Raw genomic sequence first — 24,147 nt, forward strand, 5'->3', positions numbered from 1 at the left:
TAAAATTGATTAACAGCAGTATCCGTCTTTACCTCTAGGACCGATAATCATAAAATGACTGCTTACTCCTCTGAGTTTGCATAGATCTTCTGCACAGTTGGCCTTAGCACCACCGCTGATTTCTTTAAGCTCAGCTTTGGTAAGCTTCTTTTTTTGAGTGAATGAATTTTTCATATCTTTTAATTGGGTATTATTAATCTGTAACTAGCAGCAAGGTCCATCCTGAATGCCATAAACTCCATATAATTCTTCTCCTGTATTTCTGTCAGTACAGCTTAATACCAACGGGCAGATTGGCCCTGCTCCGTTAATTGATTTCATTTCTCTTTTAGTAAGCTTCTTTTTTTGAACGGTTGATTTTTTCATAATAATTTGTTTTGATTGTATTCAAATATACAAAATTATTCAAATAATTCTATTGATTGTGAGAAAATATAGAGTATAAGGTATTAAAAAAGAGATAATTAAGTTATTTTGTGTATTTCATAAATGAAAAGAATCTGTTTTGAAGTAATTTTGTTTTGTGCATATTTGATTTACATTATTTTATTAAATTTGAACATGAAGAATGTATTAAAAATCCTGATAATCTTTCTGTTTTGTACAATTTGTAAAGCTCAACAGACGGAAATTTCTGTTTTGAAATACGAAGATCTGGAAAAGAAAATCCAATTGGAAAAAGATAACCTTTTGATTGTTAATTTTTGGGCAACCACCTGTGCTCCTTGTGTGAAAGAGCTTCCTCATTTTATGGAAATCAATAATCAATATGCCGGTAATTCTAAGTTTAAGATGATTCTGGTTTCATTAGACAGGCTGGTAGATAAAGAAAGGGTTTTAAAATTCATTAAAAACAAAAATCTGACCGCTGAAGTTGTGCTTTTAGATGATATTAAAAGAATGAATACCTGGATTCCAAGATTTGAAAAAAAGTGGGATGGAAATATTCCTGTAACAATTTTTTATAAAAACGGAGAAAAAGTATATTTCAATGACGGAGAAATGAGTAAAGAGGATCTTGGGAAAACAATTACTGAAAACCTACAATAAATAATTGATTATGAAAAATCTGAAAATTTTAATGGCAGCTTTTATCGCTGGATTAGGCTTATTAAGCTTTACAACAATGAATCACGATAAAAATAAACCTCAAAAAGAAAGTATTTCAGCTGTAAAAGGCTACGAAGTGGGAGATGAGGCTACTGACTTTAAGCTTAAAAATATTGATGGAAAAATGGTTTCCCTGAGTGATTTTAAAACAGCCAAGGGGTTCATTGTTATTTTTACCTGTAACCATTGTCCGTATGCCAAGAAGTATGAAGACAGAATCATTGAGCTTGATAAGAAATATAAAGATCAGGGATATCCGGTCATAGCAATCAATCCAAATGATCCAAATGTACAGCCTGAAGACGGCTACAAGCAGATGATCGATAGAGCGAAACAGAAAGGATTTACTTTTCCATATCTGGTGGACGAAGGGCAGAAGATCTATCCGCAGTATGGAGCTACCAAAACTCCGCATGTTTTTATACTACAGAAGGAAAACGGGAAGAATATTGTAAAATATATAGGCGCTATTGATAACAATTATGATAATCCTAATGATGTATCAGAATACTATGCTCAGGACGCGGTAAATGCTCTAATAAAAAGTGAACCAGTAAAAATGACAAAAACGGTTGCTATCGGCTGTACAATCAAGGTAAAGAAATAATATATTTGTTAGAATAAAAATCGGTGTTTTTAATGAATGCCGATTTTTTATGTCCTAACTTTTAATAAAACATACACATGAAATTCCAATTTAGCCTGAAATATCTCATTATCTCCGTTTTTATTTTCCTTGTTGAGGTACTTATCGCAACAAAATTAAAGGATATTTTCTTTGTAAGAGCTTATCTTGGAGATGTCATTGTTGTCATACTTCTTTATACTTTGGTGAAAAGCTTTTTCAGGGTTAATAATGAAAAACTTATTCTCGGGGTTTTAATTTTTTCCTGCTTTGTAGAGTTTGCCCAATATTTCAATATTGCGGAAAAACTAGGCTTCCGTCCTGGAAGCCTGATGTATATTGTGATTGGAAATTCTTTTTCCTGGATTGATATTCTGTGTTATGTCGCAGGCTGTGTATTCCTCTATGTGTTTGTAAAGCTGACAAAAAAATGAAAACTTAATCTCACCTTCAAACTCCTAGTTTTTTCTATCTTCCAAAGCTGTCATATTTATCTTCAGCATATTTAATAAATTTGTTCAGGAGTGCCACATTGTCTTTTTCCATAGGGGAAAGCTCGTTATCTACATTATTGGAAACCGGAATATACCAATTGGTCTGTTCAAAGAAATCCCTGTAAGTTTCTTTTTTAAAGGAATACCCATGTCTTGCAAATACGGAGTTCTTGATAATCTCCAGATCCAGTTTTCTTAAGTTTTTAAGGTCTTTTTCATTGAGTTTTTGTTTAGAGGCATTCAGCTTAAAGACGGCATCAGAAGCTACCCGATTTTTTGATGTTGTATAGCTTTCGGTTTTCCCATCACTATCTGTGTACTTCTCAACAAAAGACTTAGGATTATTCCAGTCTACCAGATTGGACTCCGGATCAAGCATAAAATTGGGGTTATAAACAAATTCCTTTTTAATGAGTTTGAGTGATTTCAGAGGGGCTTTTACTCCTTTTGTGTTGAAGGCATTCCATTTTCCCGTTAAGCTGTCTCCACTCAGTTTTACCTCAAATCTGCCATCTGTTTTATCATTACCCGGCTCATCCAGTACAAAAGATTTTGACGTTTCATTAAAAACTCCTCTTACAGGGCGTTGGTTTCCATTCACAATGCTTTGTCCATACACACTGTCTTTGGTAATCCTGTTGATTTTTAGAGAAATTTTTTTGTAGACGCTCTCATTATATTCAGAGCCATCTACATCGTCAACCATTTTTTCCATTCCTGCAAAATCGCCGGTGTAAATCCCGTAATATTCTTTATGAACTTCAGGAATAATGACAGAGTCTTTTTTTGCTGTTAGAGAATCTTTGTTGGATTCATTCGTTTTTCCATCTTTTTTACAGCTAATAAGCGCTGCTGCAAGAAGAGAAATAAAGGTGTAATTTAAAATTTTCATATCTGTTTTTTTGTGATTAAATATTCAATGAAAAGGATATTTGGAATCCAGCCCAGCCATGCAATGATTTGGTAAACATCCATAGGATTGGGATGAAATAAATATACGATAATAACTTTCCACATCCGTAATGTGATGGCTGATAATGTAAAAGCAAAGCTCCGCCACATCCATTGCTTGTGTTCTTTAAACCTTTTCTGTCTGGCCAGCTGATAAGCTTTGAAGGTAGAAAACCACCATAAAAAGCCCAGTATAACGAATGAAATCCTTGAAAAAAGCCCTCCATTGGCAAAAAACCCCATATAAATTCCGGAAGGGGCAGCCAAAAACAATATAAGAAGAATATAGAGCTTTCCTATATTTCTGTGGAAATTTTTTAGCCTGAAATCTTTTCGGAGTATTGCAAGAAACCCTGAAAGAAGTACAAAAATGCTGGTGTATACATGAGCGTAGAAAAAATAAAGATATTCCGGCCTGTGCTCCACTTCAGTTTGTTTAATCATCAGGAAGCTAACGTTAGGATTCAAAGGAATATATTCCAGAGTAATCATAACCATCAGCCAAAAGAAATATATAAATCCTATGATGAGCAGGATTTTGAAAAAAGTGATATTTCTTTTGGCTGAAAGCATACCCATATTTTAATCAAAATCTATCGACATTGGAAGGGTATACCAATAGTCTACAGGTTTGTTTTTATAAACTGCGGGCTCCCATTTTTTGTTTATGGTATTGATGACCCGTATCAATTCTTTATTAAAGCTTTCCTGCTCTCCGTTCGCTGTCACAGAGCTCAGTTCTCCCTTGGAATCAATTAGAAACCGTACCTCTGAGTTTGCTGAGTCTGTAATGGTACTAAAATTTAATTTACTCATAATGAGTGTTTTGAATACAGCAATTCCTCCTGGAAATTCAGGTCTTATATCTGCTTTATTGGTGTAATCTTTTACAGGGGATTCTGCCGGGTCCTGTTTTGCCTGAGAAAAAAACAATGTGAACCCAAACGTAAATAATAGAAATATTAATTTTTTCATGTGTCGTTATCCTTATTTTTAGTGATTTTTTATAGGGAATTTAAATCCTGTGCAATCAACCAGCCTTCACTCCAGCATGCCTGGAAATTGAATCCTCCGGTTACGGCATCTATATTCAATACCTCTCCGGCAATATAAAAATTAGGAAGAAGTTTTGAAGACATGTTTTTAAAGTTAATCTCCTTTAAATCAACACCTCCTGCCGTTACAAATTCGTCTTTAAATGTTGATTTCCCGGTTACCTGAAACTTTTTCTTACATAGATTTTCAAGGATTTTTTGCATTTCCTTTCCGGAAATATTAGCTACCTGTTTATTGAGGTCTACCTTTGAAATATCCAGAATTTTCTGCCAGAATCTGTTCGTAATATCAAAAATCTTCGATTGTCCGATGGTTTTTTTAGGATTGCTCTGTTTAAAGTTATGGAACATTTCCTCAGCATCAGTTATATCTATCGAAGCGAAATTTACTTCAATTTCAAAATTGTACTTAAGTTTTGCGAGACTTATAGCTTCCCAGGCCGAAATCTTCAGAACAGCAGGTCCTGAAAGTCCCCAATGGGTAATCAATAGAGGTCCGCTTTCATCGGTTTTCAGTTTAGGAATAGAAATTCCTGCGTTTTCAAAGCTTGTTCCCGGAAGATCTTTTAAAAGTTCATCCTTAATATTAAAAGTAAAAAGAGAAGGGACAAGGTCTACGATTTTATGGCCCAGATTTTCTACAATTTTTAAAGATTTGGGTGAACTTCCGGTAGTATATACGATATAATCTGCCTCAAAATCTCCTGAATTGGTTTTTACAAGATATTTTTCATCCTGCTTCTCAATCTCTTTTACCGTACATTTTGTTTGTACAACTCCATTTTTCTTCTGAACTTCATTCAGAAAAGTATTGATGATGGTTTGTGAAGAGTTGCTTTCAGGGAAGGTTCTGTTGTCATTTTCTATTTTCAACGGAACATTACGCTGATCGAACCATTCCATGGTGTCTCCCGGTTGAAATTTGGTGAAAACGCTCAATAATTCCTTGTTTCCACGAGGATAGAACTGTACCAGTTCTCTTGGATCAAAGCAGGCGTGGGTAACATTACAGCGTCCACCTCCGGAAATTTTAACTTTCTGAAGGACATCTGAGTTCTGTTCTAAAATCGTAATTTTATATTTCTTTTCGTCAAGGTTGGATGCGCAGAAAAAGCCTGCAGCACCACCTCCGATAATAATGATCTGTTTCATGTATGGGTAATCCTATGCTGAAGATTATTTTTTCAAAAGTACAATTTTTATAAACCATCTTATTTGAGTATTTTTGAAGATTATAATTTTTTATTATACCCAAAACGATTTCAGTATGATTTTCTACCATAAATTTGAAGTGCGTTGGAGCGACCTTGATGCCAACAAGCACTTAGCCAATTCATCATATGTACAATATTGTGCGCAAGCCAGGATGGCTTTTATGACCAAAGAGAAAATGGGGGTTACCCAATTAAGCAGATGGGGAATCGGTCCTGTTATCCTGCACGAAAGATATTCTTTCTTCAAGGAGATCTATGCTGATCAGATAGTTATGGTAAGCGTAGAAATAGATGGATGTTCAGATGATTCTGCTATCTATCGTTTCGTTCATAAATTCTACACTCCGGATGGGGCACACTGTGCTACTGCCGAAGCTACGGGAGTTTGGATCGATATGATGTTAAGAAAAATGACAACACCACCAGATGATGTGGTGGAAGCAATGAATAAATACAAAACGCCGGAAACTGTGGTGCTATCAAAAGAAGACTTTAAAAAGTTTCCTTTTCATCCACACAATGTTGATCCGGCAGAATTTACAAAGTAATTCAACGTTTAAAGTTCAGAGTTCAATGGTATAACAGACTTCCAAAGCTTTATACCATTTTGCCGTGAACATTGTACAAAAAAGAAATTTTATGTTTGAAGATAAATCCCAGGAGCTGACGCCCATTTCTAAATTAGGAGAATTCGGTCTTATTAAGCATTTGACGGAGCATTTTCCTCTATCCAATGAATCTTCGGAGCTTGGAGTAGGAGATGATGCAGCAGTGATTAACCCAGATAATAAAAAAGTAGTTCTTACTACGGATGTTCTGGCGGAAGGCGTGCATTTTAATTTAGGGTATGTTCCATTAAAGCATTTAGGTTATAAAGCAGTAGTTGTAAATCTGAGTGATATTGCAGCTATGAATGCGGTTCCTACACAGATTTTGGTTTCTTTAGCAGTTTCCAACCGTTTTCCGGTAGAGGCTTTGGAAGAAATCTATGCAGGAATTCAGGCTGCGTGTGCAAGATATAAAGTAGACCTGATTGGTGGAGATACCACAAGTTCCAACTCTGGATTGGTAATGAGCATTACAGCAGTAGGAATTGAAGCGGATGAAAATATCGTGAAGAGAAGTGGAGCAAAACCTAATGATCTTCTTGTGGTAACAGGAGACTTAGGAGGAGCTTATATGGGACTGCAAATTCTGGAAAGAGAACATGCTGTTTACCTTGCAGACCCGAATATGCAGCCGGAAATGGAAGGGTATGATTATATCCTGGAAAGACAATTGAAACCTGAGGCAAGAACAGATGTTAAAGCAATTCTGGAAGAGTTGGATATTAAACCGACTTCCATGATTGATATTTCAGACGGTTTAGCTTCTGAAATCCTTCATCTTTCCGATCAGTCTAAAGTAGGATTCAGGCTGTATGAAGAAAAGGTGCCGTTGGATAACCTTACCATCTCTACCGCAGACGAAATGAACTTAAATCCTGTAATGACGGCATTAAGCGGCGGTGAAGATTATGAATTACTATTCACAATTTCACCAGACGATTTTGATAAAATTAGAAATCATCCTGATTTTACCATCATAGGACATGCTGTTGAAAAAGAAGAAGGGAACTTTATGGTAGCAAGAGGGTCAAACCAATTGGTCGCTCTTACTGCTCAGGGATGGGATGCCTTTTTAGGAAACCAGAACGGATAAAATTATTTAATTTTAAATATTGTAGAAAACCGCAGCACTTTTTTTGCTGTGGTTTTTGTTTATAGCGTAACGATTAAAAAATACATTGATGATTATACCAGAAAAAGAAATACCAATGCATCATCTGACTTCTGAAAAATTTCAGATGAGTACTTTGAGTGCGGCTGGGCCAGAGAATTTTCATGATGTTCACCGGCATAATTTTTTTGAAATTATCTGGTTCAGAGAAGTGTATGAAAATAGTTGTTTAGAACTGGATTTTGAAAGCTATACACTTGAAAACAATCAGATCTGTATTATTGCACCAGGACAGGCTTTCAATATGAAAATAGAAGGAGAGGAAGGATATGCCATGGCGATAAGCCGTGAAATCTTCAACGAAGCCTGTGATATTGAATCTGTACTTACCGGAGGAGTGCTTCCGTTTTTTTTAGATCCTAAAAATGAGAAAACGTGCAGTACAATCCTATCATTGATAGAACAGGAATATAGAGGCACTTCAAGGACAGAACTTTTAAAGGCCTATCTGAAAGCGTTTTGTATCATCATTGGGGAACAAATTAAATCTCAGGAACCTTTATTGAATGACCGTCAGCGTATTCAAGACCTGATAGGATTCATTGAGAAACATTATATAGAGCACAAAGAAACAAATTTCTATGCTGAAAAATTGAAGATAAGCTCCCATCACCTTAATGATATTGTGCGTGTTTTAAGGGGAACAACGGTAAAGAGAATGATTGCTCAACGCCTTATTCTGGAAGCCAAAAGAGAACTCAGTTTTGGAGCACTTACTGTGAAGGAGATTGCTTTTAAACTTGGTTTTAACGATGCTTCATATTTTTCAAGGTTTTTTAAGAAACATACCGGTCAAAACCCTGAAAATTTTAAGAATAATGAAAAAAGATAATCTTCAGTATTTACAATTTTGATAAGCCAAAACTGATTGTTTTCATTTGTTTCTGTATTTAAATCTTCAGTTTGTCCTATACTTCCTTCAATTCTTTTATTGTGCTTTTTTGCTTTTTAAGGCAATTTTGCATTCTGAAAAAAATCGCCTGTGAAGGCTTACAATTTATGAAGAAGTTAGGTATTGTAGTGTTTATTTTAGCATTACTCAACACGTTAGAATCCTTAAGTATAGATCTTTATCTGCCTGCATTTCCAAGCATGGCTGAAATTTTTAAAACCGATATCGGGCATATCCAGATTTCTATTTCTGTTTTCTTTGCCGGATTTGCTTTTGGACAATTATTATGGGGACCTTTATCAGACAAAACAGGCCGTAAACCGATGTTATATTGCGGGCTTCTCCTTTTTATCATAGGAGCAACGGCCATTTATTTTACCTCAGACATTTACGTTTTATGGACCATGCGTTTCTTACAGGCTTTTGGAGGAAGTGCAGGGATTGTTATTGGAAGAGCAATTATTATTGATCTTTATGATAAACAAAAATCAGTAACCATTTTCGCGCAGCAATCTCAGATCAGTGGGATTGCCCCTATTGTAGCACCCTTGATGGGAAGTGTATTTCTGAAATATTGGGGCTGGAACAGTTCATTCGCGTTTTTATGTATCATGGGACTCATTACCTTCTTTATGGTATACAAATATGTTCCGGAAACGAATACAAGAATCAGTATTCCTGATCATGAACGAGCTGATGAAAAAGGGTTAAAAGATCAGCTGAAAATGATTATTTCCAACAAAGAGTTTATCAACAGTACAATGGTTGGAAGTATTGCGTTTGCTTCTCTGATTATTTATATTTCAAATGCTCCGTTTTTATTTATGGAACTTCACGGGTTTTCCAGTGAGACTTTCAGTTTTATATTTGCATTTAATTCACTAGCCCTGATAACTGCGGCTTATATTACACCGAGACTGATTAAAAGAATTAGTAATTCAGATCTTTTATTTGGAGCTACCTTAATGTTGTTGCTGGTATGTGCACTGCATATTCTGATTGCAGCAGGAAGTCTTTCTGTAGCATTGGAAATAGCAATGCTGTATTTATCATTGCTGGCCATAGGAATTCTTTTTCCTATTACTTCGGCACACGCTTTATCTCCTTTTAAAGAAGGAAGAGGGACTGCTGCTGCATTATTAGGATTCATGCAGCTTATGGTAACCTTTTTAATTTCGGGATTATTGGGTTTCCTGGAAGCAGATTCTATTATACCAATGGTGGTTACACGCACCGGAATGGCGGTGGTGGCTGTATGGTTTGGATATCAGATTTTTAAAAGTAAAAAAACTACAATACAGCAATCTGTTGCTTAAATGAGTAGGGAAGGGGAAAGAATAGATATTATTGAAAACAGAGAGTTGCTAAATTTCCCATTCCTCATTCCGAATGAAAATGTTTATCCTTCCATTGCTTCTATTGGTCATACTAATTAGACACTTAATCAAGTAATTTTTGTAAAAAATAGTCAAAAGGTTCTCTTTGCATAAAATTTAGAATATGAAAAGAAACCTTTTGACGGCTTTTTGCTGTCTGCTGCCGCTAGGATATTGGGTAAATGCCCAGTCGGGAATCTCTGCTGAGCTCAAAACAGAATACATACCGTCCTCTAATTATATCCGTCCGGAAGACAGTGTAAAGACGAATTCTAAAAGTGATTTTAAAAGGGCAAGCCTAAATCTGAGTATTCCATTATCAGTAAAAAAAGACAAAGATGGTAGGGTCAAAGCATGGTCTATGCTAGTGAGTGGTTCCTATGCAAAAATGTCGCATAAAAACTATGAAACTCCGTTATTTCCAGATCAAATGCTGAATGCTCAAGTGGGATTACAGCATATACGGCCTTTGGGTAAGAAATGGAGTATGATGATGATGGCATCGGTAGGCCTGTATACGGATCTGGAGCAAATTAACTTTGATGATGTATTAGGACAGGGTGGAATACTGTTTATCAGACATTTTAATCGTAATATAGCATTAGGTGGAGGGCTGATTCTTACAACGGCATTTGGAGCACCTATGATTCTTCCATGGATCTATTTTGATTGGAAAACCAATGGAAAGGTTAAATTCCGACTTAATTTCCCGGAAGGTGCAGAAGCCGGATATGAATTCTCAGATGTTTTTACCTTAAAAGCTGTGGTTAACCTCAGCGGAATGACTGTAGAGAGAAATAAAGAAGGGAAATCTATCATGTTTGGGTATCAGCAGATCACCGCAGGTCTCAGACCGGAAATAAAGATCAATGATAAGCTGAGTATAGGGATCACGGGAGGATCAACCCTGATAAGAAATTTCACTGAAAGTGAACGAAAAATCAGCAGTATCTTTAAAGAGAAAAAAATTGCAGACCCGAAGTTTTCCAGTACATTCTATGCAGCGGTCTCCCTACGCTGGAATCTTCCTTAAGATATGAGAGCAAAAAAGCCGGAATGTATTTATTTGATCTATTTTTTAACTTGAATAATTCCCCCAACACCCTTCCGGCTTTTCTTTTTTATTTACTAATGAGCTTTTTATACACCACCTGATTAAGCAATTCTTCTTTTCGGGTACGGGAAATGGGAAGCTCTGTTTTATTAATAAATAAGCGGCCTCCGGAGATCATATCAATGTGGATGATATTGATTAAAAATGACTTGTGAATCCTGAAAAAATGCTCAGAAGGCAAGGATTCTTCAATGGCTTTCATCGTCTGATGAATAACCAGGGATTTATCTTTAAAATGCAGTTTGGTATAGTTCTGCATACTTTCAATATATAAAATATCTACCCAGGAAACCTTGATAAAGGTATCAGATTGCCTTACATAGAGAAAAGGATCATCCAAAGAGGTATTTTTCTTTAATTTTTCACTGATAATAAATTGCTGTTGAGCTTTATTAACAGCTTGATAAAAGCGGTTAAAAGCAATCGGCTTTAAAAGATAATCTACTACCTGTAGCCTAAATCCTTCTAATGCATACTCAGAATAAGCCGTTGTAAAAATACATAAAGGCGGATTTTCAAGCTGCTCCAGAAAATCAATACCATTCAGATAAGGCATATTAATGTCCAGAAAAAGAAGGTCTATTTCAGTTTCCTTTACTTTGGCATCTGCTTCCAGTGCAGTGGCATAAGTTCCTTCTACAGATAAAAAATCAATTTTGTCTGCCAGTTCTTTAAGATGGAATCTTGCCAGAGGTTCATCATCTACAATCAGACATTTCATTTTGGGAATATTACTGCTCATTTTTTTCAGATAATTTTAAAGTTAAAGTGACTTTGTATACTAGATTATCAGGCTCAATGGTAAGATCATAAGCATTGGGATATTGTAATTTTAAACGTTTTTGTACATTTTGAAGCCCAATTCCACTATCTTTCTTTTTATGAACAGCTATTTCGGAATATGAGTTTTCGACATAAAAATAAAGGGCATTGTTTTCCTCTTTACAGAAGATCTTAACATAGCCGGTCTGCCCGGGGAGCCTGCAGACATATTTAAAGGCATTTTCAATAAAAGGAACTAAAAGTAATGGAGCAATAAGAACTTTTTTATCATTCAATTTAAAAGTTGATTTTACATCCAGTTCATTTCCCCATCTTAATTTTTCCACCTCCACCAGATTTTGGAGATACTCAATTTCCTTGTCAAGAGGTACCAGATTTTGATTGCAATGATAGAGCTGATACCGTAGAATATCTGAGAATTTCATTAATAAATAATCGGCAAGCACAGTGTCATGTTTCATAAGGATATGAATGTGATTCAGAATATTGAATACCACATGTGGATTAATCTGATCCTGAAGAAGCTTGAGTTGATTTTCTAGGTGAGCCTGCTGAAGGAGGATGTGATCACGTTCTATTTTTCCATGTTCTTGGTAGAAGCGGATGCCGCAGGCAGAACCATTGATCAGAAACGATGCAGGCAAGGACATATAAAAGCCTCGCCATAAAAAGGGAATCTGATCCCGGAAATCTGAAGGAAGAGTTCCTTTATCTGCTTCATCAACATAGGTAAAGACCAAAGCGTAAATTAAACTTAAAATTAAGGTGATAACAGTAACCTGAATAAGGAATTGTTTCATTTTTTTTAATCTTAAGGCTTTGGGAAGTAGGGTGTTGGTAAGAAAGTGAGTGAATGCAAAAGAACTTAAGACGATAATTATAGCCTGAATTAGGGCGGATAGACCTGTTGCTGAAACTTGAATATTACACCACAGTACAAAGCCTAGCACAAGCCAAAAAATAATAGAGAAAATATATTCTTTTAACACAAAGGGTTTTGTCATAAAACGATTGGAATGGGTTATAAAAAATTAGAAACTGCAGATTCACAGTTTCTAATCAGTCAAAGATAATTTAAGTTTTTAGAATAAGAAATAACCGATCCCAAGACTAAAGCTGTGAGGTTTGGATTTAAATTCCTTACTGATATTGGAAAGCCCGTTTTCATATCTCAGGTCTACCGTGAAATTTTTATAGTCTATGCCTATTCCTCCTGTAATTCCGATATTTGACTTGTCAAATTTTTTAAAACCTTCTTGGATTGATTCAGAAGTGGATAATTTGTTGTTGAAAGCATAGCTGTATACACCTCCTGCAAATACTCTTAGATTAAAATCGTCGGTTTTGACAAGTTTATACCCAATTACTATAGGAACATCAACGGCATTCCATGTTAGCTTGGCAGAACCGGAATCCTTTGATTCGTACGTTGTTTTTCTTTTGTTGAATAAAGTTTCTCCTTGTACATACAGGCTTCCAATATCCACTCTTGCCATTACACCTGCCTGATAACCGAAGCCGTATTTCCCTTCCAAGGAAGAAGATTCCGTTGAGGTTTTTGTAAAATTTGTACCTCCCTTTATTCCGATGTGAATAGATGGAGTCTGCTGGGCCTGTGTATCCATAGAACAAGTGATACATAATAACAGTGAGCAGAATGCTAAAAATTGTTGCTTCATAAATTGATTGCTTTTAAAAATTTGATACAAAGCAAAGAATCTTAAAGAACGATGGAAATTTTATTTGATGAATGGTAGAGATGCTTTGATAAGAATTCGGTTTTGGATGAATAAAAAAACGGAAGCCATTGTAGCTTCCGTAGATTATTATTTGATTTATTTTTAATAAGGCTGTTCTGTGCAGTCAATTGGTGGAATACATCCACCGGTACCTCCACCACCAGGATTTCCACCGCCTCCGACGGCAATACATTGTCCCGGACTTCCGTCGTCATACATTTCGCAGGCTTTTCCCCAGGCACATTGGCAGTCACTCTGGCAGTTATAGGAATCTCCCCCCATATGGCAGTTGTCTATTCCATTACCAAGAATCGTTGAAAGATCCTTTCTCAAAAGTTTTTTCATGTTTTTCATAATGTAATCTGATATTAAAATTAATAGTTTTGTTAATCTGTCATCAGTAAATATAATGAAAAATGAGATTGGTTCTGCTTTTAACTCTCCGTAAATGAATGGAATATAAGTTGGGATGGGTAAGAGGTAAAAAATAAACCCACTGTGAAGCGGGTCTATTGTATTTATTTTTTAAATGTTAAAACCAGTGGTAGAGATACCGTAGATGATACCGGCTTCCCACTAATTTCTGCGGGTTTCCACTTGCCTTTTTCCTTAATACGATAAAAGGCAGCTTCAATAAACGCATTCACATCTTCGTTATTTCCCTTTGCCTGAGCATCTAAAGCATTTCCTTTAGAGTCTACTACAAAGCTTAATGTTGCTTTATAAGAATTCGAAGCGTAGTTTAAGAAAACAAGATCAACTGCTTCATACAATGACTTTTGAAAAGCTGTTTTTCCAGCCTCGTATTCCGCTTCTTTCGTCAATTTAGTTTTGACTGGAGGGTCATTGGCCACTGCTTTCTTATCGTTTTCGGAAATCTTATCCAGAGCATTTTTATAAGATGTTATTTTGTCTTCTGTAAGAAGCCACTCTAGCTTAGTTCTCAGATCATTGGGCTTAGGGTATTTGTTGTACAATGCCGTTTTTTTTCTTTCATACTTAGAATCGGCCTTCTGAAATGCAGATATCTGAGCACTTCCGAAAGCAAAAGATAATATGAAGGCTAATGCTAAGAGTTTTTTCATCTCATTATGCTTTTACAATATTAATAATTACTTCTGTTGCCTTCTCCATACTTTCCAAGGCAACATATTCATACGGTCCGTGAAAGTTGATTCCTCCAGCAAAGATATTCGGACAAGGAAGTCCCATATAGGAAAGCTGAGCACCGTCTGTACCACCTCTGATGGCTTTGATTTTAGGCTCAATACCAGCTTCAGTCATTGCTTTGGCAGCAAGATCTACGATGTGCATTTTGCCTTCAAACTGCTGTTTCATGTTTCTGTATTGCTCCTTGATCTCCACTTCAGCGGTTCCTTCACCATGTTTTTGGTTGAATTCAGCCACCTTTTCTTCCATGAATTTCTTTCTTGCTTCAAATTTATCAGCATCGTGGTCACGGATGATGTATTGAAGTTTTGCTTCAGAAATATCAGCTGTAATGTCCATTAAGTGATAGAATCCTTCAAATCCTTTAGTGGTTGCTGGGGTTTCATTAGCAGGTAATGTTTGAGCGAACTCTGCAGCTAACAAAGCCGCATTAATCATTTTACCATAAGCATAACCAGGGTGTACACTTAATCCGTGGATTTTTACTACGGCTCCGGCAGCGTTAAAGTTTTCGTATTCAAGTTCTCCAACTTCTCCACCATCCATTGTATAGGCCCATTCAGCCCCGAATTTAGCCACATCAAATTTGTGGGCACCTCTCCCGATTTCTTCATCAGGAGTAAATCCTACAGCAATTCTTCCGTGCTTAATTTCTGGGTGAGCGATAAGATATTCCGCTGCAGTTACAATTTCTGCACAACCTGCTTTATCATCAGCTCCAAGAAGGGTATTTCCATCTGTAGTAATTAACGTCTGGCCAATATATTTTTTTAAACTTTCAAATCTTGAAGGTGATAAAGTAAATCCTGTGGTCTGGTTCAGTAAAAGATCATTTCCATCATAGTTTTTCCAAACCTGAGGCTTTACATTTTCACCGTTGAAATCAGGAGATGTATCGTAGTGTGAAATGAACCCAATCGTAGGCCTGTCATCATTTTCAAGGTTAGAAGGAACATAGCCCATAATATAACCGTGTTCGTCAATTGAAACATCTTCCAAACCGATTGTTTTCAGCTCTTCTGTAATGTAATTGGCAATATCCCACTGGCGCTCAGTAGAAGGTGTTGATTCACTTTCAGCATCACTTGTTGAATATATTTTTACATAGCTAAGAAAACGGTTCAGTAATTTCTCTTTCCATAATGGATTGAATTCTATTGTACTCATCAGATTTATCATAAATTTTAACAAAGTTAGCAAATTTGATGCTCAGAATACATTATTTGCGAGTTAATATCAGTTATCGAAATTATAAATCAGATATAAAACTTTGAAAATCAAAATAATCTTAGATTTGTATGTACAGTATACTAAGTAGTTTAGTTTTATTATATTTGAGAAAATCAAAAAGTAAAAATGTTTCTTACCGAATGTCCTAGAGATGCAATGCAGGGATGGGGAGAGTTTATCCCTACTGATAAAAAGATAGATTATATCAACTCCTTAATGGATGTTGGTTTTGATGTATTGGATTGTCTGAGCTTTGTTTCTCCCAAAGCAATTCCCCAAATGGCTGACTCTGATGAGGTGGCTGAAAATATTGATAAATCCCGCTCCAAGACCAAAGTTTCTGCTATTATAGGAAACTATAGAGGGGCTGAAAAAGCTTTAAAGCATGAGTCTGTAGATATCTTGGGGTTTCCTTTCTCTATTTCTGAAACATTTCAGCATAGAAATACCAATAAAAGTCAGGAAGAAGCTTTTGATGAGATCATTAAGATGCTTGAGTTGGTAAAAACTGAAGGAAAACAGCTGAATATTTATTTCTCTATGGCCTTTGGAAATCCTTATGGAGAAATGTGGAAGTGGGAAGATGTAGACCAGTGGGCACAAAGATTCTCGGATATCGGTGTTAAAGATATTCTGCTTTCTGATACCACAGGAGTCGCAACACCTGAAACCATTGCTCTTCTTTTTGAAAAAATTCCGTCAAAATATCCTGGAATTAATTTCGGTGGGCATTTCCATAACCGTTATGAAGAATCATATTCAAAACTGAAGGCAGCTTATGATCAAGGTTGCAGAAGATTTGACAGTGCCATCAAAGGAATTGGCGGATGTCCTATGGCAAAAGATGATCTGGTAGGAAATATGCCTACAGAACAGGTGATTAATTTTATGAGTGTTGAAAAAGCAGATCACAAGCTGAATCTTTTAAACTTTGAAAGCTCTTATAATAAGGCTAAGGATATTTTTCATTTTTAAAATGACTTAGAATCTCTGGCAGATATAGCAAATTACGCAGATAAGACACTGGAAAATGAGGATCTGCTTGAAATCAAAATATAAATAGGAGCGGACTAAAGTCCGCTTTACTATATTCATTAATCCATTGGCTTTGGCCCAAACTTCATTACAATAACCTAAAATCAACACAATGTCTCCAATAGTTTCACCCTCTGATTTAAAAAAACTTCCAACGGAAAACCTCATCATTCTTGATGCAAGAGTAGGGAAAGATGTACAACAAAACTATCTTGAAAAGCATATCAAAGGAGCAAGGTTCATTGATTTGGATAAAGATCTGGCTGAAATAGGACCAGATGCTGCTTTTGGAGGAAGACATCCGCTTCCAACACCAGAAAAATTTGCAGAAACATTATCCGACCTTGGAATAGCTGAAAACTCTCATATTGTTGTATATGATGATAAAAACGGTTCAAATGCTGCTGCCAGAGCATGGTGGATGCTCAGATCCTTTGGTTTTGAAAACGTACAGGTTTTGGATGGCGGAATCCAGGCTGCTGAAAATAATGCGATAGAACTTTCATCAGGAAAAGAGACTTTTGAAAAAGCTCCAACGATAAAAAAAGAAAATTGGACTCTTCCTATTTCAAGTTTGGAAGACGTTGAAAATGAATTAAAAAGCAATGTTTCCACCGTTGTTGATGTAAGAGATGCTTACCGGTACAGAGGAGAATCTGAACCTATTGACCTGGTTGCAGGACATATTCCGGGGGCAATCAATATTCCTTTTTCTGAAAATCTGGATGAAAATGGATTCTTCCTAAACCCTGAAGTTCTCAAGGAAAAATATAGCCGATTACTGGAAAATAGGCCTGGGAACCTGATTATTCACTGTGGTTCAGGAGTTACGGCATGTCATACTATTTTAGCATTAGCTTATGCAGGGTTTAAAATCCCTAATCTTTATGTAGGTTCATGGAGTGAATGGAGCAGGAGAGAAGGAAAAGCAATCGCAAAAGAAGTGTAAGAGCAACCCTGAATTTGAGGTTCAGCAATACAAAAAAGGATGTCATACCATGACATCCTTTTATATTTTCATATTACTTTTTACCCAATTGCAGCAGTGAGATAATGATAAACCCTATTCCGGTTATAAAAGGAGGCTGAGCCTGCATTTTAGATCCCAGATAAAGCATATATATACCTAAGAAAGCGAGGAGTATTGCTCCTATCTTTTTTGCCATAATTACTGAATAAATAGTTAGTAATATTAATTTTATCTGAGTAGAAAATGCTTAAGGTTTATAGCATTCCCAATTCAAATTTTGCTTCTTCGCTCATCATATCCTTATTCCAGCTCGGTTCAAAAGTAAGTTCTAAATCAACACTTTTTACATGTTCTACTTCTGCTACTTTATCTTTTACTTCCTGAGGAAGTGTTTCTGCTACCGGGCAGTTTGGAGTGGTAAGGGTCATTATTATTTTTACGTCAGCATCATCGGAGATCTGTACATCATAAATAAGCCCTAATTCGTAAATATCTACCGGAATTTCGGGATCATATACGGTTTTTAGCACGGTGATGATTTCTTCACCAATGTCTGCAATTTGATCGTCTGTAAATTTCATTTTTTAATCTAAATTGATATTCCTTTTCAACAAATCTTCCTGACGCATGCGTCGGAAAATATTTGCCAAAGTTAAGACATCTTTTTCACAATAATCAACAATTCGCTGCAAGTCTTTTTCTATGTAGTAAATTGATGAAACCATTGAGCCATCGATATCATCCTTTGGAGTGGGAATACCAAAGACATGAGCCAATAATTCCAGTGATACAAAACTTTTATAGTCCCCGAATTTCCACAGTTCCATTGTATCTATATGAGGAATTTCCCACGGCTTTTTCCCAAACATCTGAAAAGGAGCAGGCGGCTGCATTCCGTTGATGAGATACCTTCGTGCAATCCATGGAAAATCAAATTCTTTTCCGTTGTGGGCGCAAAGAATGACATTATAAAGCCTTGGACTGTTGAAGAGTTCTCCAAATTCCTGGAGCATTTTTTTTTCATCATGCCCTGAAAAGCTTTTGATCTTTAAAGTTTCATTCTTCTCCACCATTCCGATCGTGATGCAGATGATTTTACCGAATTCTGCCATAATTCCGGCCCTGTCATAAAATTCAGCTGCCGAAACATCTTCTTTTCTCTGGAATCTGGTTTTCTTATCCCAAAGATGCTGATCTGTTTCAGATAAATCGTCCCATGATCCAGCCTGTGGAACGGTTTCAATATCAAGGAATAAGACCTTTTCTAATGGTATGTTTTGTATCATTGTGTGTTTTTTATTTACTATCCTACCTGCATTCCGTTTTTAGTAGGTAATGAAGGGGCTAAAAGAGTGACATCATTTTTATCTTCTCCATATAATCCGAGAACTAAACATTCGCTGAAGAAGTTGGCAATCTGTTTTTTAGGAAAGTTAACCACTGCCAGAATCTGTTTTCCTACCAATTCTTCTTTCTGATAAAGAGAAGTGATTTGTGCAGATGATTTCCTGATTCCTAAGTCACCAAAATCAATCTCCAATTGATAGGAAGGGTTTCTGGCTTTTTCAAAATCATTTACTGAAAGAATGGTTCCGCATCTGATGTCTATTTTTTCAAAATCTGCCCAGGTTATGTCTGGTTTTACGTTCATGGTAATGTATTAATTAAATGTTCCACTTCTATTTTCTGTTCTGCATATTTCTGTTGTAATTCTGAACCTTCGCCCATTCTTTTATAATATTCCAGGGCTTTTCCGCCAAAGAACTTTTTATGAAAGGCCGAAACCTCAGGAACTTGTGGGAAAACCTTGTGAAAAAGCATTTCATAGTAAGCCTGAAACTCTCTTTCATTTTTATCTTCAATTACCTGCCCCGGAGCCTTTTGTCTTACATGAAGCATTTCGTGGGCTACCATATTGAGGACAAGATTCAGATCAAAATCAAATAAATTTCTAGGAATCATCACGGTTTGAGGTCCTCCCAATTCTCCTTCTGCAGTAAGAAGCATCGAAGTAGGGGAAAGCTCTTCCCTGAAACCAAACCCTGCAAAATTGTCATGTTCCAGATCAAAAGAATGAATCAGATATTTTGCCGCATCCAGAATCTGATTATGTTCTTTATAGGCTTCAAGGTGTAGATTTACCTGCTCGAAATTCATTTGAAGTATGTTTTATAACAAATGTATTAAAATATTGAGAATTAGAGTATGTTTTGAAAGATAACCTTTATTGAAAAAAAATTATGGGGAACAATCAAATAGAATTAGATAATGCGCCTCAAAACTCAAAAAACAACAAAAGGGATTATTAAATAGATTTTCAATTGTACCCTTCCAAATATAAAAATCTGTGTCTGTATTCATTCATAAGTTCTTTGCAACTTTACACCAAGAAAAACGTATAATAACAGACGCATGAAAATTACACTAGTAGGCTTTAAAAAAGAAGACCGTTTTTCGGTGGGAGTAGCCAATGATGAGGATACGGAACTGATTAATTTTCTGAACAACAAAGGTCTGAATATTGTTCCCACCATTTGGAATGATGAAAACCTGAACTGGAGTCAGTTTGATGTGGCTATTATCAAGTCTCCGTGGGATTATCATAACCATTTGCATGAATTTCTGAACTGGCTGGATCATCTTGAAAGATTAGGAATTAAAGTGTTAAATCCAGTGGAAATCATCAAATGGAATTCTGATAAACATTACCTGAAAGATATTGCCGATAAGCAACTTCCGGTCATTGCCTCAGAATATCTGGAAAAAGGATCTTCTTTTGGTAAACATTTTTTTGAAGTTTTTGGAGCTGATCAATTGGTTGTAAAACCTTGTGTGAGTGCTGGAGCTCAAAATACGGTAACCATAAACCGAGATAATTTTGACGAACGCTCTAAAGAAATTAATGAATTTCTGAAAGAACAGGATTATATGGTACAGCCTTTTGTAGAGGAAATTAAAAATGGAGAATGGTCATTCCTGTTTTTCAACGGAAAATATAGTCATTGTTCATTAAAAACGCCTAAACAAGGTGATTTCAGAGTGCAGCATTATCATGGCGGAAGTATCAGTTATCCAACCCCGGATCCGGCGCATATAGAACAGGCTGGGACGTATTTAAAAACTTTACCCCAATCAACATTGTACGCGAGAGTAGATGGTGTATTAATCAATAATTCATTCCATTTAATGGAACTGGAGCTTATTGAGCCTTATTTGTTCCTTAATGGCAGCAGTGAATTACAAGAAAATTATTATCAGGCATTAATGACTTTGATTTCCTGATAATTTTATATTATTATATTAAGGATGATCTTCTACGTTGATAGCGTAGAAGATTTTTATTATTAGAACTTTATGATCTTGAACAGTAAATAATTTACAGTGAATGAGGTTAAAATCAAAATAAGACCGAAGAAAGCTCCGGTCTTATTAAACAAGATTAAGTGTAAAATTTAACCTTAAAAAGGCAAAAAAGGATAATTCAAATATGATTTTTATTGATTGGCCTTAATCTATGTTTAGGGGGATTGATAGTAATGGAACTTTATTTTTATAGGCCATGATGGCTGTTTTGCTTCGATGGAAAAGAGATTCTACAAGATTATATCGGTAAGGAACCATAGTCAATAAATCTGCGTTGGTCAGTTTTACTTCCTCTTCAATCGCTTTAATGATTTCAATAGACTTGATCATCTTGAAGCTGTATTTAATATCATCAAGATCATAACCCGAGTTCAAATCAATATCATGAAGCACTTCCGTAAAATCCTCAACACTTTCACTTACATTAAATACTTCAATTTCTGCATTGAACTCATTAATGAAAGAATAAATATCATTCATTGCAGACCAGGTAATCGATTTATGAGTATCATAAGCAAAGAGAATCTTTTGGATTCCTGTATACTCGATATGTCCTGGAATAATTAATATCGGTTTTTTAACTCTGTGAATGGCTTTGATTACATTATTTCCTAAAAGCCTCTGTTCAATGGTTTTGTCTCCCATTCCCATGACAATAAAGTCCCCATTTGTAGCTTGAATGCAGTTATTCAGTTCGTCAATAAAATTTCCTGAGGCCAAATAATAGGCTGTTTTTACAGCATATAATCTGTTTATTTCAATAGATTTATCAGTAAGCTTTTGTTGATTTTTAAGGGTCTGTTCATAAAAAAAATCAGCAGAAATCTGAGCATTCAGAGCATGGATAGAAATGCTCTGTAAATTAAACAGAATGATATGATATTGGTTTTCCTTGGCAATAGAAGCCGCATAATGAATTGCATTTTCAGCTTCCTGGGAAAAATCTGTGCAGACAATTATTGTTTTCATTGTACCGATTTTAATACTGCAAAACTAGGTGAGTAGCCCCTAGTCTTTTATTAAAAATAATGTGATGTTGCATAAAATGATGATGAAATGTATTTTTCAGGTGATGAACCGTAAGGTTTCATTTGAACGTGTCTATTTTACGCTTCAGGGACAGTTTTGGCGGTCTCGTTTAAAATAGGAGACCGCTTTCTAAAATCTATTTCTATATTTACATTCACAAAGTCCCGGATATGAATAGGGTTTCTGCAATTAGAAAAAATTTAGTACGAAGTAAAAAGATCCTTTCCGCCATGAAAAGGAGGCTGGTAATTTGGGCAGTGGCAGTAATTGCTTTCTGTGGATTTTCTTATCTTATTAATCCCTTTGATCCGGTTTGGCAAAGCTATTGGGAAACTCCTTTGAAGATGTTCATTGAAGATGCTTTGTGGGTGTTCTTTTTTTCAATCATCATTTCAGAGGTTAGTCTACTGATTGATATGATGCTCAATAAATGGCTTCCATGGAAAGACAGAACCATTAAACGATTACTCATTCAGGGATTTCTTCAGATTGTAGGAAGTGTTTTGATTGTAATGATTATTAATACTATTGTGGACTGCACTTCAGATAATTTACCCGAAATGGATTCCAGAAAAGAATATACGTTGCTGGGACAATGGGTGGCCACCAATATTGTGATTTCTTTGATTATAAGTGGCTTGAATACAGTGGATTATCTGCTTCAAAACTGGAAGAAAACCGCTGTAGAAGCGGCTCAGCATAAACTCAGGGCTTCCAAACATAAACAGGCAGCCATGGCCGCTGAACTTCAGGCCCTTAAATTACAGATCGACCCGCATTTTATTTTTAACAACCTGAGTGTCCTTTCCGAACTGATTCTGGAAGATCAGCAGTTGGGATATGAATATTCAGAAAAGTTTGCAAGAGTGTATCGGTATTTGCTGGTGAATTCTAAAAAAGATATCATAGCCGTAGAAGAAGAACTAAAATTTTTAGATTCCTATATTTTCCTGATTGAAAAAAGAATTGGAGAAGGAGTACTATTTAAAATTGATATTCAGGAAGAATATAGAACGATGTACACTCTTCCATTATCTCTGCAGCTGTTGGTTGAAAATGCTATTAAACATAACCAAATCTCAAGGGCTAACCCACTGGAAATACATGTGTATACAAACTCAGAAAAAGAATTGGTAGTTGCCAATACTTTTTTACCATTACTTAATAAGCCGGATTCCTCTGGAGTTGGGCTTACCAATATCGTTGCAAGGTATGAGATCCTTGGCTATACAAAACCGATTATAGAAAAAACTGAAAATAAATTTATTGTAAAACTTCCATTGATATGAAGATTAATAAAATTTTAATAGTCGAGGATGAAAGACCTAATGCAGACCGGTTAAAAAGGCTGTTGCTAAAGTTAAGACCACACATTGAAATTCTTTCCGTAGAAGACTCAATAACCTCCACTGTTAATTGGCTGGAAAACAATGTCGTTCCGGATATCATTATGATGGATATTCGCCTGGCAGATGGTTTAAGCTTTGAAATTTTTAATAAACATGAAATTAAAAGTGCCGTAATTTTTACAACAGCATATGATGAATATGCTGTACAGGCCTTTAAATATAACAGTATAGATTATCTTCTGAAGCCTATAGAAGAAGAAGAACTGGATGCGGCATTAAAGCGATATGAAACATTTATGGAGTCGGTTCCTGTTGTAGGATCAGCCATTGAAGGATTACTTAATTATATTCAGCCAAAAGATTACAGAAAAAGATTCCTTATTGTTCACCGTGATGGATACAAAACCGTGTTGGCAGAAGACATTCTGTACTTCTATACGGAATTGGGGATCAGCAAAGCAATGCTGAACACGGGCGTAGTGGAAAATATTCCCCAAACACTGGAGGAGCTTGAAAAACAATTGGATCCGAAGTTCTTCTTCCGGGCCAACAGGCAGTTTATCATACATATTGATTCTGTAAAGCAGATTTTAAATCACTTCAATGGAAAACTGAAACTGGAACTGAGAAAACAACCTGAGATGGAAGTGATCGTGAGCCGGGAAAAGGCTTCTATTTTTAAATCCTGGATGGATTATTAATAGGAAGCTGGAGGTTATTGAAGACTGAAAACAAAAGAAAATCAATTTAATTAAGGCTTTTCAGAGAGCCTCAAACCTTTCTGTAGCTATTAGATTTTGTCTGCACAATAGTAACTTCCAGCCTCCTGCTTCCAATCTTATAATTAAAAATCCCCTCAGGAATTACTC

31 protein-coding genes are annotated in these 24,147 nt (G+C 35.9%); 13 read left to right on the forward strand and 18 right to left on the reverse strand.

Annotation, left to right across the window (positions count from 1 at the left end; all coding sequences use genetic code 11):
• Positions 1-9: 9 nt before the first annotated feature.
• Positions 10-174 (reverse strand): bacteriocin, encoded by a 165-nt coding sequence (locus EL260_RS01150; RefSeq protein WP_123858465.1) that lies wholly within the window; start codon positions 172-174, stop codon positions 10-12.
• 30 nt (positions 175-204) lie between these two features.
• Complete coding sequence (locus EL260_RS25415; protein WP_164466587.1) at positions 205-366, reverse strand: hypothetical protein; 162 nt, start codon at positions 364-366, stop codon at positions 205-207.
• A gap of 195 nt (positions 367-561) precedes the next feature.
• On the opposite strand from EL260_RS25415, the gene EL260_RS01155 reads away from it, so the two are divergent.
• The 3 genes from EL260_RS01155 (at position 562) to EL260_RS01165 (ending at position 2,169) form a co-directional block, all read left to right on the forward strand.
• Positions 562-1,050, forward strand: a complete 489-nt coding sequence (locus EL260_RS01155; RefSeq protein WP_123858466.1) for a TlpA family protein disulfide reductase — start codon at positions 562-564, stop codon at positions 1,048-1,050.
• A 10-nt stretch (positions 1,051-1,060) separates the two neighbouring features.
• Positions 1,061-1,717, forward strand: coding sequence for a thioredoxin family protein (locus EL260_RS01160; RefSeq protein WP_123858467.1), 657 nt, complete (start codon positions 1,061-1,063; stop codon positions 1,715-1,717).
• A 77-nt stretch (positions 1,718-1,794) separates the two neighbouring features.
• Entirely contained in the window at positions 1,795-2,169 is a 375-nt protein-coding gene (locus EL260_RS01165) for a ribosomal maturation YjgA family protein (protein WP_123858468.1), read from the forward strand.
• 34 nt (positions 2,170-2,203) lie between these two features.
• Here EL260_RS01165 and EL260_RS01170 read toward each other — a convergent pair whose 3' ends face one another.
• Genes EL260_RS01170 through EL260_RS01185 form a run of 4 tightly spaced genes read right to left on the reverse strand, consistent with a single transcriptional unit; the run spans position 2,204 to position 5,387 of the window.
• Positions 2,204-3,121, reverse strand: coding sequence for a YARHG domain-containing protein (locus EL260_RS01170; protein WP_123858469.1), 918 nt, complete (start codon positions 3,119-3,121; stop codon positions 2,204-2,206).
• Positions 3,118-3,753 (reverse strand): DUF2306 domain-containing protein, encoded by a 636-nt coding sequence (locus EL260_RS01175; RefSeq protein ID WP_123858470.1) that lies wholly within the window; start codon positions 3,751-3,753, stop codon positions 3,118-3,120. The genes EL260_RS01170 and EL260_RS01175 overlap by 4 nt, the downstream gene beginning before the upstream one ends.
• A gap of 9 nt (positions 3,754-3,762) precedes the next feature.
• Positions 3,763-4,155 (reverse strand): energy transducer TonB, encoded by a 393-nt coding sequence (locus EL260_RS01180; protein WP_123858471.1) that lies wholly within the window; start codon positions 4,153-4,155, stop codon positions 3,763-3,765.
• A 29-nt stretch (positions 4,156-4,184) separates the two neighbouring features.
• Positions 4,185-5,387, reverse strand: coding sequence for a BaiN/RdsA family NAD(P)/FAD-dependent oxidoreductase (locus EL260_RS01185; protein WP_123858472.1), 1,203 nt, complete (start codon positions 5,385-5,387; stop codon positions 4,185-4,187).
• Positions 5,388-5,502: 115 nt separating this feature from the next.
• On the opposite strand from EL260_RS01185, the gene EL260_RS01190 reads away from it, so the two are divergent.
• From EL260_RS01190 to EL260_RS01210, 5 genes are all read left to right on the forward strand, one after another.
• Positions 5,503-5,997: an acyl-CoA thioesterase gene (locus EL260_RS01190; protein WP_123858473.1), complete on the forward strand. Its 495-nt coding sequence runs from the start codon at positions 5,503-5,505 to the stop codon at positions 5,995-5,997.
• 91 nt (positions 5,998-6,088) lie between these two features.
• Entirely contained in the window at positions 6,089-7,150 is a 1,062-nt protein-coding gene (gene thiL, locus EL260_RS01195; RefSeq protein ID WP_123858474.1) for a thiamine-phosphate kinase, read from the forward strand.
• 88 nt (positions 7,151-7,238) lie between these two features.
• Complete coding sequence (locus EL260_RS01200; protein ID WP_123858475.1) at positions 7,239-8,060, forward strand: helix-turn-helix domain-containing protein; 822 nt, start codon at positions 7,239-7,241, stop codon at positions 8,058-8,060.
• 167 nt (positions 8,061-8,227) lie between these two features.
• Positions 8,228-9,436 carry a multidrug effflux MFS transporter gene (locus EL260_RS01205; RefSeq protein ID WP_123858476.1) on the forward strand — a complete coding sequence of 403 codons (1,209 nt, stop codon included), beginning with the start codon at positions 8,228-8,230 and terminating at the stop codon, positions 9,434-9,436.
• Between the two features lie 184 nt (positions 9,437-9,620).
• Complete coding sequence (locus EL260_RS01210; protein ID WP_123858477.1) at positions 9,621-10,529, forward strand: DUF6268 family outer membrane beta-barrel protein; 909 nt, start codon at positions 9,621-9,623, stop codon at positions 10,527-10,529.
• 88 nt (positions 10,530-10,617) lie between these two features.
• Here the strand turns inward: EL260_RS01210 and EL260_RS01215 are convergent, their stop codons facing one another.
• The 6 genes from EL260_RS01215 to pepT form a co-directional block, all read right to left on the reverse strand.
• Positions 10,618-11,352 (reverse strand): LytR/AlgR family response regulator transcription factor, encoded by a 735-nt coding sequence (locus EL260_RS01215; RefSeq protein WP_123858478.1) that lies wholly within the window; start codon positions 11,350-11,352, stop codon positions 10,618-10,620.
• Positions 11,342-12,193, reverse strand: coding sequence for a sensor histidine kinase (locus EL260_RS01220; RefSeq protein WP_228445263.1), 852 nt, complete (start codon positions 12,191-12,193; stop codon positions 11,342-11,344). Before EL260_RS01220 ends, EL260_RS01215 begins: the two co-directional genes overlap by 11 nt.
• 282 nt (positions 12,194-12,475) lie before the next feature.
• Entirely contained in the window at positions 12,476-13,072 is a 597-nt protein-coding gene (locus tag EL260_RS01225) for a porin family protein (RefSeq protein ID WP_123858480.1), read from the reverse strand.
• Positions 13,073-13,234: 162 nt separating this feature from the next.
• On the reverse strand, positions 13,235-13,477 hold the full coding sequence (locus EL260_RS01230) for a hypothetical protein (protein WP_123858481.1): 243 nt from the start codon (positions 13,475-13,477) through the stop codon (positions 13,235-13,237).
• Positions 13,478-13,650: 173 nt separating this feature from the next.
• Positions 13,651-14,217, reverse strand: coding sequence for a hypothetical protein (locus EL260_RS01235; protein ID WP_123858482.1), 567 nt, complete (start codon positions 14,215-14,217; stop codon positions 13,651-13,653).
• Between the two features lie 4 nt (positions 14,218-14,221).
• Entirely contained in the window at positions 14,222-15,469 is a 1,248-nt protein-coding gene (pepT, locus tag EL260_RS01240) for a peptidase T (RefSeq protein ID WP_123858483.1), read from the reverse strand.
• 189 nt (positions 15,470-15,658) lie between these two features.
• On the opposite strand from pepT, the gene EL260_RS01245 reads away from it, so the two are divergent.
• On the forward strand, positions 15,659-16,507 hold the full coding sequence (locus tag EL260_RS01245; protein WP_123858484.1) for a hydroxymethylglutaryl-CoA lyase: 849 nt from the start codon (positions 15,659-15,661) through the stop codon (positions 16,505-16,507).
• Between the two features lie 172 nt (positions 16,508-16,679).
• Positions 16,680-17,516 (forward strand): sulfurtransferase, encoded by an 837-nt coding sequence (locus EL260_RS01250; RefSeq protein WP_123858485.1) that lies wholly within the window; start codon positions 16,680-16,682, stop codon positions 17,514-17,516.
• 73 nt (positions 17,517-17,589) lie between these two features.
• Here the strand turns inward: EL260_RS01250 and EL260_RS25420 are convergent, their stop codons facing one another.
• The 5 genes from EL260_RS25420 to EL260_RS01270 are packed head-to-tail and all read right to left on the reverse strand — an operon-like array spanning position 17,590 to position 19,694.
• Positions 17,590-17,733 (reverse strand): hypothetical protein, encoded by a 144-nt coding sequence (locus tag EL260_RS25420; RefSeq protein WP_164464420.1) that lies wholly within the window; start codon positions 17,731-17,733, stop codon positions 17,590-17,592.
• Positions 17,734-17,791: 58 nt separating this feature from the next.
• Positions 17,792-18,118: an SUF system Fe-S cluster assembly protein gene (locus tag EL260_RS01255; RefSeq protein ID WP_123858486.1), complete on the reverse strand. Its 327-nt coding sequence runs from the start codon at positions 18,116-18,118 to the stop codon at positions 17,792-17,794.
• A 3-nt stretch (positions 18,119-18,121) separates the two neighbouring features.
• A complete protein-coding gene (locus tag EL260_RS01260; protein WP_123858487.1) occupies positions 18,122-18,823 on the reverse strand; it encodes a 3'-5' exonuclease in 702 nt (233 codons plus the stop codon).
• A 17-nt stretch (positions 18,824-18,840) separates the two neighbouring features.
• Positions 18,841-19,188: a tRNA-binding protein gene (locus EL260_RS01265; protein WP_123858488.1), complete on the reverse strand. Its 348-nt coding sequence runs from the start codon at positions 19,186-19,188 to the stop codon at positions 18,841-18,843.
• Positions 19,185-19,694, reverse strand: coding sequence for a hypothetical protein (locus tag EL260_RS01270; RefSeq protein WP_123858489.1), 510 nt, complete (start codon positions 19,692-19,694; stop codon positions 19,185-19,187). Before EL260_RS01270 ends, EL260_RS01265 begins: the two co-directional genes overlap by 4 nt.
• 255 nt (positions 19,695-19,949) lie before the next feature.
• Here EL260_RS01270 and EL260_RS01275 point away from each other — a divergent pair, with 255 nt between their 5' ends.
• Positions 19,950-20,819, forward strand: a complete 870-nt coding sequence (locus EL260_RS01275) for an ATP-grasp domain-containing protein (RefSeq protein ID WP_123858490.1) — start codon at positions 19,950-19,952, stop codon at positions 20,817-20,819.
• A 225-nt stretch (positions 20,820-21,044) separates the two neighbouring features.
• Here the strand turns inward: EL260_RS01275 and EL260_RS01280 are convergent, their stop codons facing one another.
• On the reverse strand, positions 21,045-21,869 hold the full coding sequence (locus EL260_RS01280) for a universal stress protein (protein ID WP_123858491.1): 825 nt from the start codon (positions 21,867-21,869) through the stop codon (positions 21,045-21,047).
• Between the two features lie 230 nt (positions 21,870-22,099).
• On the opposite strand from EL260_RS01280, the gene EL260_RS01285 reads away from it, so the two are divergent.
• Both EL260_RS01285 and EL260_RS01290 read left to right on the forward strand, forming a co-directional pair.
• Positions 22,100-23,218 carry a sensor histidine kinase gene (locus EL260_RS01285; protein WP_123858492.1) on the forward strand — a complete coding sequence of 373 codons (1,119 nt, stop codon included), beginning with the start codon at positions 22,100-22,102 and terminating at the stop codon, positions 23,216-23,218.
• On the forward strand, positions 23,215-23,979 hold the full coding sequence (locus EL260_RS01290) for a LytR/AlgR family response regulator transcription factor (RefSeq protein ID WP_123858493.1): 765 nt from the start codon (positions 23,215-23,217) through the stop codon (positions 23,977-23,979). The genes EL260_RS01285 and EL260_RS01290 overlap by 4 nt, the downstream gene beginning before the upstream one ends.
• Positions 23,980-24,147: the final 168 nt, after the last annotated feature.

This window comes from Chryseobacterium nakagawai (assembly GCF_900637665.1).
GTDB classification, from domain to species: domain Bacteria; phylum Bacteroidota; class Bacteroidia; order Flavobacteriales; family Weeksellaceae; genus Chryseobacterium; species Chryseobacterium nakagawai.